Genomic DNA, 11,566 nt, shown 5'->3' with positions numbered 1-11,566 from the left:
GAGACACGTCGAGCGAGTACCCGCCGGATAGGCGCTCGACGTGTCCGTTGCTCTTTCGGCGCGGGAGAGCCCCCCGCGAGCGGGGTCGGCCGGGAGGGCAGGCGCCCGAGGCTGACGCGACAGCCCGCGCCCGCCCGGGTCAGGCCGGGGTGTCGGCGCGGAACCGGCGCAGCATGCTCTGCGCGGCCTCCGCCACCAGCCCGTGGTCGTGCGTGACGGCGAACGCGAACTCCCGCTCGTCGTCCTCCGGCGACCCGACGGGCGCACCGAGCGCCGCCGAGTGCCGCGACCGGGGCCCGTCGATCTCCCGGCCGACGAGCGCCACGGACTCGTGCGCCCCGAGCACCACGACCGCCCACTCGCGCGCGAGCGGCTCGGCCGGGTCGACCGTCGCCCAGCGCACCGCGGGGGGCAGCGCGGCCGGGGCGCCGGTGCCGAGCGCGCCGACGAACGGCAGCGCCTCGGCCAGCCGGGCGTAGCGCCGCGCGGACCGGCCGGTGAAGTACCGCTCGTCCTGGAACGCGCCGAGCACCACCGGCGGCACCCGGTGCGCGACCGCGGCGGCCTCGAGCGTCCGGGACAGCGGCAGCAGCAGGCGCTTGGGCGCGAGTCGGACGGCCCGGCGCGTGCCGATGACCTCGAAGGGCGTCGCGGCGCCCCCGAGCGGCGCGTGCGGGCGCGGCAGCCGTCCCGCGTGCCGCTCGCCCGCGGGCAGCACCCGGTGCGGGCGCCCGAGGAACCAGCCCTGCCCGAGGTCGGCGCCGAGCACCAGCGCGCGGGTCAGGTCGTCCTGGGTCTCGATGCCCTCGGCGACGACGCGGGCGCCGGTGGCCTCGGCGCGCGCGCGGACGGCGCCGGCGACCGTGATGGTCTCCGGGTCCTCCAGCGTGCGGAGCAGCTGCAGGTCGAGCTTGATGATCTCGGGCGCGAGCAGCGGGATGAACGCCAGCGACTCCGGGACGGCGCCGACGTCGTCGAGCGCGATGGCGCAGCCGGCGGCGCGCAGGCGGGCGGCGGCGTCGAGCATCCCGGCCGGGTCGAGCGCGAGCGCCCGCTCGGTGATCTCCACGACCACGCGGACCTGCGGGCTGCGCTGCGCGAGCGTCTCCAGCACGAGCGGCAGGTGCCGGGACAGCGTCCGGGGCTCGATGTTGAGGAACAGCGTGTGGGACGCACCGCCGGCGGCGGCCTCCGCGTCGGCCAGCGCGCGGGACATCGCGGCCCGCTCCAGCTCGCCGAGCAGTCCCGCCTGCTCGGCGGCGTCCAGGACCTCGAGCGGCGACCGCCACCCCGAGTCCGCCGGGGTCCGCAGCAGCGCCTCGCGGCCGAGCACCTCGCCCGTGGCGAGCTCGACCACCGGCTGGTACGCGCAGTGCACGGCGCCGGTGCGGAGGAGCTCCGGCACGGGCAGCCGACCGGGGTGCTCCGGCGCGGACAGGAGGGTCACCTCGTCCTCATCGGCAGCAGGGGGTGGATGTTGAAGGTCCTGGTCGACGGCGTGTGCGGCGCGGTGCGCGGGCCCGCCGCCGGTTAGCGTGACGGCGGGCTCGACAGGACGGGGACGGCGTGGCGCGACATCAGCAGGACCGGCGGGTGGGGGACCACCTGGTCGACCGCGGCCTCGTCAGCAAGGCCACGCTCGACGCCGCGGAGCGGGTCGCGGCGGACTCCGGCGCCTACATCGGCCAGGTGCTCATCGCGCTCGGCGCGCTCGACTCCGCGTCGCTGACCCGCGCCCTGGCCGACCTGTGGGGCCTGCCGTACGTGGTGCCGACCCGGATCACCGAGGCGTTGGACGCCCCCGGCGTGGACGTCGGCCGGGTGCTCGGGGAGCAGTGGCTGCCGCTGGAGCGCCGCGGCGACGGCACCCCGGTGGTCGCGGTGGTGGACGAGCCGACGCCCCCGCGGCGCGCGGCGATCGCGGCCGCGCTGGGCGAGGAGCCGTTCCTCGTGCTGGCCGACCGGTGGGACTTCCAGCAGGCCGTCCTCGACCGGTACGGGTCCGACCTGCGCGAGCGTGCGAGCCTCGGGCTGTGGGGCCGGTCGCCGTCGCAGTCCGCGCGGACCGTGCTGGTGCCGTGGCAGCGGGTGGCGCTGGTGGTGGCGCTCGTCCTGGTCGTGCTCGCGGCGGTGGCCGACCTGCGCGCGGTGGTCGTCACGTTCTCGGTCGTCGTCGGCCTGGCGTTCCTCGTCGGCACCGGCTTCAAGTTCTGGGCCTCGCTGCGCGGGGCGCGGATGGAACACGTGACGCGCACGGACGCCGCCGCCCTCGCCGCGCTGCCCGACCAGGAGCTGCCCCGGTACACGGTGCTGGTGCCCGTGTACAAGGAGGCGAACATCGTCGCCAACCTGATCGGCAACCTCGGCGCGCTCGACTACCCGGCGCACCTGCTGGAGGTGCTGATCCTGGTCGAGGAGGACGACACCGAGACCCGCGCCGCCGCGGAGGCCGCGCACCCGCCTGCGCACTTCCGGTTCATCACCGTCCCCGCGGGCGCGCCGCAGACCAAGCCCAAGGCGTGCAACGTCGGCCTGGAGTTCGCGACCGGCGAGTACCTGGTGATCTACGACGCCGAGGACAAGCCCGAGCCCGACCAGCTGAAGAAGGCCGTGCTGGCGTTCCGGCAGGCGGGGGAGGACCTGGTCTGCGTCCAGGCCGCGCTCAACTACTTCAACGCCGACGAAAACCCGCTGACCCGGATGTTCACGCTGGAGTACTCGTTCTGGTTCGACTACATGCTGCCCGGGCTGGAGTACGGCAGGCTCGCGATCCCGCTCGGCGGCACGTCGAACCACTTCCGGGTCAGCGGGCTGCGCCGGCTAGGCGGCTGGGACCCGTACAACGTCACCGAGGACGCGGACCTCGGCATCCGGGCGTCGGCCGAGGGGCTGCGGGTCGGGGTGATCGACTCCACCACGTACGAGGAGGCGAACACCTCGTACCCGAACTTCGTGCGCCAGCGGTCCCGGTGGATCAAGGGCTACATGCAGACGACCCTCGTGCACCTGCGGCAGCCGTTCCGGCTGGTCCGGGTCGCCGGGCTGCGGCAGACGCTGTCGTTCCTGTTCCTCGTCGGCGGCACGCCCGCGACGTTCCTCGCGGTGCCGCTGCTGTACGCGGTGTTCCTCGCGTCCCTGCTCCTCGATCCGCAGCAGCTGTCGTTCCTGTTCCCCGGCTGGGTGCTGTGGCTGTCGCTGTTCAACCTCGGCGTCGGCAGCGCGCTGATGATCTACGTCTCGATGATGGGCGCGTTCAAGCGCCGCCGGTACGGGCTGGTCCTGTGGGGCCTGGCGAACCCCGCGTACTGGCTGCTGCACTCCGTCGCCGCGTACAAGGCGCTGTGGCAGCTCGTCACCAAGCCGCACTACTGGGAGAAGACCGCACATGGCCTCACCGGCGTCTCCGCTGCCGCGCACGTCCCCCCGACGGTACGCGGCTGACACCTGGCCGACGGCGCCGGCCGCCCGGTGGGGCCTGCGGATCGCGCTGGCGCTGCCGTTCGTCGCGGTCGCGCTGCTGTCCCGCGCCGCCGGCTGGGTGCCCGCGGCCGACGAGGCGCTGGCGGACCGCGGCGCGCTCGTGCAGTGGGGCGACAGCGGCCTGTCCTGGATCGCGCAGGTGTTCCCGCCGCTCTCCGCGGCGGTGGCCGCGCTGCTCGGGGGGAGCACGCTCGCGATGAGCCTGCTCGCCGCCGTGGTGCTGGGCTTCACGCTGCAGCGGCTCACCGCCGTCCTGGTGCGCGAGGGACTGGGCCCGTGGGCGACCGCGGCCGTGATCGGCACGCTCGTGCTGACCCCGCCGCTGTACTACCTCGCGGCCAACGACCTCGTCTCGTTGCTGGGAATCGCGCTGCTGGTGCTGGCGCTCGACGGCATCGCCGCGTTCGTCGAGCAGCGGTCCACCGAGGCCGGGTTCCGCGCCGGGCTCGCGCTGGGCGTCGCCGTCATGCTCGACCCCGGTGCCTGGCTGTACGCGCTCACCCTCGCCGCGGTGGCGCCCTTCTTCGCGCGCCGCGCGGGCCGGTCGGGCTGGCGCGCCAACGAGGCGACGGTCGCCGTGCTGCTGTTCCCGGCCGTCGCGGCGGTCGCCTTCTGGCTGTACGCCTCCTGGTGGTTCTCCGCCGACCCGCTCGGCGGCCTGGAGGCGGCGACGCCCGCCGGCTGGCTCCCCGGCGGGGCGGGCGCGTCGGCCGCCGCGGCGCTCCGGCAGATCGCGCTGGCGCTGCTGGCGGCCCCGCTCGTCCTGGTCGCGTCGACCGTGCGGGCCGTCCGCGACCCCTGGTCGCTCATCGCCCCGGGCATCGCGCTGGTCGGGCTGTACCTGTCGCTGTGGCTCGGGCTGCGCGAGGCCGCCGGCCAGACCTGGATCGTGCTGACGGCGCTGTACGTGCTGCTGCTCGCGCCCCGGGACCCCGGCCCGCGGCGGCGGGCGGCGATCGTCGTCGCCGCCGTGGCGCAGCTCGCGATCGGCTGGTTGGTGGTCCTCACCTCGGGCGGGACGCTCGGCGTCTGGGCGCGCGCGGTGCTGGGCGGCTGACGGGCCGCCACGGAGCCGGCGGCGCGCCGCCCGTGCGCTGGTGGCTCCCGCCCCGACGCGGTACAACCGAGGCATGACGAGCCGCCCCCGGGACCTCACCTCCGACACCGCCGCCGACCACCGCGCCGAGGCGCTGCCCTCCGAGGCCGAGCTGCGCGCCACCGACGTCCGCTCCGGCGGCGACGCCTCGCGCGCGCCGCGCACCCTGCGGGACAGCGAGCTGCTGCCGGACGACGAGGCGATCGCGGCGTCGGACGACTGGGACGACCCCGAGCGGCTCTGACCCGCGGCCCGTCGCGACCGGCGCCCCGCGCGCCCGCCGCTCCGCCGGGCCGGACCCGCCCCCGTGCAGCACGAGGCCCCGGTCACCCCCTGGTGACCGGGGCCTCGGCGATCCGTGGGTTGCGCGGGCTCCCCGCGCGGCTCGGGCCGTCAGACGGTGGACGGGTCCTTCGCGGCGGCGCCGGCCTCCTTCGCGGACTCCTGCTCGCCCTCGGCGCCGGCGGTGCTCAGCTCGCCGCCCGCGTTCTCGAGGTGCGCCCGGACGAACCAGTGGAACAGCTCCAGCTCGTGCAGGTGGCCGACCAGCATGTCGTTGGTGACCGTGTCGAGGTCCTCCGTCGCGGCGGCGGCCTCGCGGTGGTCGGTGACGACGCCGACGTAGACCTCGTCCAGCGCGCCCAGGTGCTCGATCGCACCGGCCCGGCCGATCGAGTAGTCGTCCCAGCTGCGGTCCTGGACCAGCGCGCCGGGCGTGCCGACCGGGGCGCTGCCCAGGGTCGCGATGCGCTCGGCGATCTGGTCCACCATGGCGCGCACGGCGTCGACCTGCGGGTCGATCATCTCGTGCACCGCGATGAAGTGCGGGCCGGTGACGTTCCAGTGGATGTGCTTGAGCGTGAGCGCGAGGTCGTTCAGCGCGTTGAGGCGCTGCTGCAGGATCGCGGCGACCGTCCGGCCGTCCTCGACCGACAGCGACGGGACGGTGTACTTCGGCAGCTCCGTGCGGCGAACCATTCGTCTCCTCCTTGCGTCCTCGGCGCCCGACGGCGCCGGCTGGCACCCACGCTGCCCCAACCCCGGGGGTCGCGCAATCGCAGGTGAGCGGGTGCGCGGGCGGCGCGACGCCGTCGCACGGGCGGACCGGGTCACACCTCCCAGGCGTCCGCCGCCGTGTCGTCCCGGCGGCCGCGGAGCACCGGCTGGCGGAGGCGTCCCGAGGGCGTGCGGGTCAGGTAGCGCACGTCCAGCAGCACCTCGGGCTCGACCCAGACGGTGCCGCGGGCGTCGACGGGCTCCAGCCGCTCCGCGAACGGCGACGTGGCCCGCTCCAGCGGCCGGAGCGCCGCGGTCAGGTCCCGGGCGAGCGCGCCGGCGAGCCCGCTGCCGGCGCGGCACAGGAAACGCAGGCCGCCCGCGGCGTCCGGCGCGCCGAGCAGCACGGCACCCATCCGGCCGCTGCCGTTCGTCTCCGGGCGCCAGCCGCCGATGACCGCGGTCCGGGTGGTGTGGTGCACCGCCTTGAGCCAGTCGCCCGACCGGCGGCCCGGCTGGTACGTCGACGTCGCGCGCTTGGCGACCACGCCCTCCAGGCCCTGGGCGCGGGTCGCGGCCCAGATCAGGTCGCCGTCCTCGTACACCGGGGACAGCTGGACGTGGTCGGGCAGCGGCACCGTCTCCAGCGCGGCCCGGCGCTCGGTGAACGGCCACCGGGTGAGGTCCTCGCCGGCGAGCACCGGGACGTCGAACACGAGGTAGCTGACCGGGACCCGGCGGGCGAGCGCCGCGGCGCGGGCGGGGTCCCGGACGTGCATCCGCTCGGCGAGCGCCGGGAAGGACGGGACGCCGTCGCGCATCGCGACCACCTCGCCGTCGAGCACGGTGCCGGTCGGCAGGTCCACCAGGCCCGCGAGCTCGGGGTACGCGAGCGCGGCGTCCCGGCCGTTGCGGCCGAGCATCCGGAGGCGGTCCGCCGTCGTGTCGGCGAGGATGCGGACACCGTCCCACTTCACCTCGAACCGCCAGCCCGGACCCGCGGGCAGGTGGCCCGGGACGGGCACAGGGGTGGCGAGCATGGGCTGCACGGGTCCATCCTGCCCACAGCAGGCGGAGTCGTCGCGGGGGAGGCCCCTGCGCCGGGGAGGGTGGTCACGATGCGCGCGATCTGGAAGGGCGCCGTCGCGTTCGGGCTGGTCAACGTGCCGGTCAAGCTCTACGCGGCGACCGGCGAGCACGAGGTGCCGCTGCACCAGGTGCACAAGAAGGACGGCGGCCGGATCCGGTACCGCAAGGTCTGCTCGATCGAGGACGAGCCCGTCGAGTACAGCGAGATCGCGAAGGGCTACGAGACCGACGACGGCCAGCTCGTCGTGCTCACCGACGAGGACCTCGACCAGCTCCCGCTCGCCACCGAGCGCGAGATCGAGGTCATCGAGTTCGTGCCCGCCGACCAGGTGGACCCGATCCTGCTCGCCAAGACCTACTACCTGGAGCCGGACCGCACGGCGGCGAAGCCGTACGCGCTGCTCCGCGAGGCCCTGACCAGCACGGACCGGATGGCGGTCGTCAAGGTCGCCCTGCGGCAGCGCGAGTCGATGGCGGTGCTGCGGGTGCGGGACGACGTGATCTGCCTGCAGACGCTGCTCTGGCCGGACGAGGTCCGCGAGGCGGACTTCCCGATCCTCGACCAGGACGTCACCGTGCGGCCGCAGGAGCTCGCGATGGCGTCGTCCCTCGTGGAGTCCCTGGCCGGCGACTTCGACCCGTCCGGGTTCGAGGACCGGTACCGCGCGGCGCTGGAGCAGGTCATCGAGGCGAAGGTGTCGTCCGGCCGCACGCAGGCGGTGCCGCAGGCCGAGGAGGTCGGCGAGGGCGGCCAGGGCGCGGGCGAGGTCGTCGACCTGCTGGCGGCGCTGCAGCGCAGCGTCGAGAAGGCGCGCGGCGGGGGGTCCGCGTCGTCCGGGAAGGACGCCGACGCGGCGCCCGACGAGGAGAAGCCCGCGACGAAGGCGCCGGCCCGCAGGACGTCGTCCCGCGCCAAGGCCGCGGACGCCGGCGACGACGCCGAGGAGAAGCCGGCCCGGAAGTCGACCTCGACCCGGTCGCGGGCCAAGAAGGCCGACGACGACACGCCGGCGCAGGACAAGGCGGCCGACGAGAAGCCCGCGCGCACCCGGCGCAAGCGGGCGTCCTGACGCGTGGGGACCGCGAACGAGGCCGGCGACGCCGCGTCCGTGCACGAGGCCGTCGTGGCCGCGCTCCGGCGCGCCGCGTTCCTGCTCGAGCGCGGCGGGGCCACGTCGTACCGCGCCGACGCGTTCCGGGCGGCGGTCCGGTCGCTCGAGCGCACCGGGCCCGACGAGGTCCGGGCGCGGCTCGCCGCAGGCACGCTGACCGACCTGCCCGGCGTCGGGGCCCGCACGGCCGAGGTGGCCGCCGACGCGGCGGCGGGCGGACCGGTGCCGTACCTGCTCGACCTGGAGCAGAAGTACCCGGCCGCGGAGGCCACGGGCGACGGCGCCGCGCTGCGGGCGGCCCTGCGCGGGGACCTGCACGCGCACACCGAGGCCAGCGACGGGTCCACCACCGCCCAGGAGATGGTGCTGGCGGCGATGGAGCTCGGGCACGAGTACCTGGCGATCACCGACCACTCGCCGCGGCTCACCGTCGCCAACGGCCTGTCGCCCGCCCGGCTGCGCGCCCAGATCGAGCAGGTCGAGGCGCTGAACCGGGCGATCGCGCCGTTCCGGGTGCTCACCGGGATCGAGGTCGACATCCTCGACGACGGCTCGATCGACCAGGAGCCCGAGCTGCTGGACCGGCTCGACGTCGTCGTGGCCTCGGTGCACTCCAAGCTCCGGATGGACGCCGCGTCCATGACCCGCCGGATGCGCGCGGCCGCCGCGAACCCGCGGGTCGACGTGCTCGGGCACTGCACCGGGCGGCAGCTCACGGGCAAGCGGCAGCGGCCGCAGAGCGAGTTCGACGCGGCCGCCGTGTTCGCCGACTGCGCCGCGCACGGGGTCGCGGTCGAGGTGAACTGCCGGCCCGACCGGCTCGACCCGCCGCACGCGCTGCTCGACGTCGCGGTGGACGCCGGCTGCCTGTTCACGGTCGACACCGACGCGCACGCGCCGGGCCAGCTGTCCTGGCAGCCGGTCGGCTGCGACCGGGCCGCCGCGCACGGGATCGGCCCCGACCGGGTGCTCGACGCGTGGCCGCTGGACCGGCTGCTCGCGCACCTGGAGGGGCGGCGGGTCGCCGCCTGAGGCGGGGAGCGGGGCGTCCCGGGCCGCGCGATGTCGCTGCCTGAGCGACACACCGACCGCGTGGCGATGCGCGGAAGCGCCCTGCCTGCCGTTATGGTCGTCCGCGTCGGTCCGCCGGAAGCTGACGCCCTCGCAGGCGCTCCGCGGCCCGCGCACCCAGTTCGAACACATAGGAGCACATCCGTGAGCGTGAACCGCACCGAGCTCGTCCAGGCCATCGCCGCCAAGGCCGGGCTCACCAACACCGCTGCCGACGCGGCCCTCAAGGCCTTCCAGGAGGTCCTGGTCGAGCAGCTCAGCGCCGGCGAGAGCGTGACCATCCCGGGTCTGCTCGCGGTGTCCCGTGCCGACCGTGCCGCGCGCACCGGCATCAACCCGCAGACCGGCGAGAAGCTGGACATCCCGGCCGGCTACCGCGTGAAGCTGACCGCCGGCAGCGCCCTCAAGCGCGCCGTCGCCAACTGAGCGACCCCGCAGCACCGCACGCGAGCCGGGGACCCGTCGGGTCCCCGGCTCGCGGCGCGCCCGGGAACGGATCAGGTGCCCGCGCGCGTTGAGTAGCATGGTCGGCCGTCCCGCCGAGGGACGCCCGGAGGAGGGAGCACGCACCGATGGCCGTCACGCAGCGCACCACGAAGCAGCGCACCGAGATCCTCGGTCTGCTCGACGACCTCGACGAGTTCCGCTCGGCCCAGCAGCTGCACGACCTGCTGCGGTCCCAGGGCTCCACGACGGGGCTCGCGACCGTGTACCGCGCCGTCCAGACGCTCGCCGACGCCGGCGAGGTCGACGTCCTGCGCTCGCCCGACGGCGAGGCGGTCTACCGCCGGTGCGTCCGGCGCAGCCACCACCACCACCTGGTCTGCCGCTCCTGCGGCAAGGCGGTCGAGATCGACGGCCCCGGCGCCGAGGCGTGGGCCGAGCAGGTGGGCGCCGCGCACGACTTCTCCGACGTCGAGCACACGATCGAGCTGCTCGGCACCTGCGCCGAGTGCCGCGCGCGCCGGGCCGCCGAGGCCACTGCGTCCCGCTGACCGGCTGACCCGCTGACCGGCGCACCTGCCCGCGTGGGGGAGGATGGGCGGGTGGACAGACTGCACGACCCCGCCCGGCACGACTTCGCCTCCGACAACTACGCCGGGGTGCACCCCGAGATCCTCGCGGCCCTCGCCGCCGCCAACGACGGGCACGTCCCCGGCTACGGCGCCGACCCGTACACCGAGCACCTGCAGGACGTGCTCCGCGGCCACTTCGGCGCCGACGCGACCGCGTACCCGGTGTTCAACGGCACCGGCGCCAACGTCGTCGCGCTCCAGACGATGCTGCCGCGGTGGGGCGCGGTCATCTGCGCGGAGACCGCGCACATCAACACCGACGAGAACGCCGCCCCCGAGCGCGTCGGCGGCATCAAGCTGCTCACGGTCCCGACCCCGGACGGCAAGCTCACCCCGGAGCTCGTCGACCGGCACGCGCACGGCTTCGGCGACCAGCACCGAGCCCAGCCCGGCGTCGTCTCGATCACCCAGGCCACCGAGCTCGGCACCGTGTACACGCCCGACGAGATCCTGGCGATCACCACGCACGCGCACGGCCTCGGCCTGCGCGTGCACCTGGACGGCTCCCGGCTCGGCAACGCCGCCGCGGGCCTCGACCTGCCGATGCGCGCGCTCACCACGGACGTCGGCGTCGACGTGGTGTCCCTCGGCGGCACCAAGAACGGCATCCTGTTCGGCGAGGCGGTCCTCGAGCTGACCCCGGGGTCGACGCCCGGCATCGCGTTCCAGCGCAAGGTCGACATGCAGCTCGCGTCCAAGATGCGGTTCGTGTCCGCGCAGCTGATCGCGCTCTACGAGGGCGACCTGTGGCTGCGCTCAGCGCGGCACGCCAACACCATGGCGCAGCGGCTCCGCGCGGGCGTCGAGGCGGTCCCCGGGGTGCGGGTCACCCAGGCCACGGACGCCAACGCGGTGTTCGCGGCGCTGCCGCCCGGCGTCGCGGACGCGCTGCGCGAGGTGCGGCGGTTCTACGACTGGAACCGCGCCACCGGCGAGGTCCGGTGGATGTGCGCGTTCGACACCACCGAGGCGGACGTGGACGCCTTCGTCGCGGCCGTCGCGGCCGCGGCCGCCCGCGCGGCCTGACCCTCGGCGCCGGCCCGCGCGGGCTCGGCTGCCCCGCCGACCTCCGCCGAGATAGGGCCTGCCGCCCGAGATAGGACCGTGGACGGCCCGATCTCGGGCGCGCGGCCCTATCTCGGCGTTGGGATCTGGGCTCCGTCGTCGGGGTCGGGCTCGTCGGGATTCCGGTGGGGACCGTCGGCGGGTTCGGGGGTTCGCGCCGAGTTCGGTGCTGTGAGCACCGAACGCGGCCGGAAGCACCGAACCTGGCCGGAAGCACCGAACGCGGCCGGGTGCACCGAACCCGGCGGGGCGAACGCGCGCCTGCCCGACCTCCGCCGAGATAGGGCGTGCGGGCCGAGATAGGACCGTGGACGGCCCTATCTCGGACGCGCGGTCCTATCTCGGCGTCGGGGTCCCGGTCCCGACCGTCGGCCGGTTCGGGGGTTCGTGCCGCGTTCGGTGCCTGGGAGCACCGATCGCGGCCGGAAGCACCGAACTCGGCAGGGAGCACCGAACGGGGCCAGGTGCACCGAACGCGGTCGGGTGCACGCGCGTTCGCTTGGCCTTCGCCGAGATAGGGCCTGCGGGCCGAGATAGGACCGTGGACGGTCCTATCTCGGGCGCGCGGTCCTATCTCGGCG

11 protein-coding genes are annotated in these 11,566 nt (G+C 75.4%); 8 read left to right on the top strand and 3 right to left on the bottom strand.

What is annotated here, in order from left to right; genetic code table 11:
• Positions 1-139: 139 nt before the first annotated feature.
• Positions 140-1,447: an EAL domain-containing protein gene (locus G6556_RS12785; RefSeq protein ID WP_166941911.1), complete on the bottom strand. Its 1,308-nt coding sequence runs from the start codon at positions 1,445-1,447 to the stop codon at positions 140-142.
• A 119-nt stretch (positions 1,448-1,566) separates the two neighbouring features.
• Between G6556_RS12785 and G6556_RS12780 the strand changes: the two genes are divergently transcribed.
• From G6556_RS12780 to G6556_RS12770, 3 genes are all read left to right on the top strand, one after another.
• Positions 1,567-3,441 (top strand): glycosyltransferase, encoded by a 1,875-nt coding sequence (locus tag G6556_RS12780; protein WP_166941909.1) that lies wholly within the window; start codon positions 1,567-1,569, stop codon positions 3,439-3,441.
• A complete protein-coding gene (locus G6556_RS12775) occupies positions 3,386-4,537 on the top strand; it encodes a hypothetical protein (protein WP_166941901.1) in 1,152 nt (383 codons plus the stop codon). Before G6556_RS12780 ends, G6556_RS12775 begins: the two co-directional genes overlap by 56 nt.
• A 73-nt stretch (positions 4,538-4,610) precedes the next feature.
• Positions 4,611-4,820 (top strand): hypothetical protein, encoded by a 210-nt coding sequence (locus tag G6556_RS12770; RefSeq protein ID WP_166941899.1) that lies wholly within the window; start codon positions 4,611-4,613, stop codon positions 4,818-4,820.
• Positions 4,821-4,969: 149 nt separating this feature from the next.
• On the opposite strand, the gene G6556_RS12765 is transcribed toward G6556_RS12770, so the two are convergent.
• Both G6556_RS12765 and G6556_RS12760 read right to left on the bottom strand, forming a co-directional pair.
• Positions 4,970-5,554 (bottom strand): DNA starvation/stationary phase protection protein, encoded by a 585-nt coding sequence (locus tag G6556_RS12765; RefSeq protein WP_166941897.1) that lies wholly within the window; start codon positions 5,552-5,554, stop codon positions 4,970-4,972.
• Positions 5,555-5,685: 131 nt separating this feature from the next.
• Positions 5,686-6,612, bottom strand: a complete 927-nt coding sequence (locus G6556_RS12760; RefSeq protein WP_205693423.1) for a DNA ligase — start codon at positions 6,610-6,612, stop codon at positions 5,686-5,688.
• 78 nt (positions 6,613-6,690) lie between these two features.
• Here G6556_RS12760 and G6556_RS12755 point away from each other — a divergent pair, with 78 nt between their 5' ends.
• The 5 genes from G6556_RS12755 (at position 6,691) to G6556_RS12735 (ending at position 10,946) form a co-directional block, all read left to right on the top strand.
• On the top strand, positions 6,691-7,731 hold the full coding sequence (locus tag G6556_RS12755) for a Ku protein (protein WP_166941893.1): 1,041 nt from the start codon (positions 6,691-6,693) through the stop codon (positions 7,729-7,731).
• A gap of 3 nt (positions 7,732-7,734) precedes the next feature.
• The gene (locus G6556_RS12750) at positions 7,735-8,805 is read left to right on the top strand and encodes a PHP domain-containing protein (protein ID WP_346774874.1); all 1,071 of its coding nucleotides are present in this window, start codon (positions 7,735-7,737) and stop codon (positions 8,803-8,805) included.
• A gap of 183 nt (positions 8,806-8,988) precedes the next feature.
• Entirely contained in the window at positions 8,989-9,270 is a 282-nt protein-coding gene (locus G6556_RS12745; RefSeq protein WP_146840281.1) for an HU family DNA-binding protein, read from the top strand.
• Between the two features lie 146 nt (positions 9,271-9,416).
• Entirely contained in the window at positions 9,417-9,839 is a 423-nt protein-coding gene (locus tag G6556_RS12740; protein WP_166941891.1) for a transcriptional repressor, read from the top strand.
• A gap of 51 nt (positions 9,840-9,890) precedes the next feature.
• Positions 9,891-10,946, top strand: a complete 1,056-nt coding sequence (locus G6556_RS12735) for a beta-eliminating lyase-related protein (RefSeq protein ID WP_346774873.1) — start codon at positions 9,891-9,893, stop codon at positions 10,944-10,946.
• Positions 10,947-11,566: the final 620 nt, after the last annotated feature.

It is taken from the genome of Cellulomonas sp. IC4_254, assembly GCF_011603975.1.
Classification (GTDB): Bacteria; Actinomycetota; Actinomycetes; order Actinomycetales; family Cellulomonadaceae; genus Cellulomonas.
The sequence above is the reverse complement of the archived record's forward strand: the minus strand, read 5'-3'. Positions and strand labels throughout refer to the sequence as shown.

Bases quoted from the DNA above. Each gene is read 5' to 3' on its own strand.
- G6556_RS12765 (WP_166941897.1), bottom strand. From the start codon at position 5,554: ATGGTTCGCCGCACGGAGCTGCCGAAGTACACCGTCCCGTCGCTGTCG.
- G6556_RS12770 (WP_166941899.1), top strand. From the start codon at position 4,611: ATGACGAGCCGCCCCCGGGACCTCACCTCCGACACCGCCGCCGACCAC.
- G6556_RS12760 (WP_205693423.1), bottom strand. From the start codon at position 6,612: ATGCTCGCCACCCCTGTGCCCGTCCCGGGCCACCTGCCCGCGGGTCCG.
- G6556_RS12755 (WP_166941893.1), top strand. From the start codon at position 6,691: ATGCGCGCGATCTGGAAGGGCGCCGTCGCGTTCGGGCTGGTCAACGTG.
- G6556_RS12775 (WP_166941901.1), top strand. From the start codon at position 3,386: ATGGCCTCACCGGCGTCTCCGCTGCCGCGCACGTCCCCCCGACGGTAC.
- G6556_RS12740 (WP_166941891.1), top strand. From the start codon at position 9,417: ATGGCCGTCACGCAGCGCACCACGAAGCAGCGCACCGAGATCCTCGGT.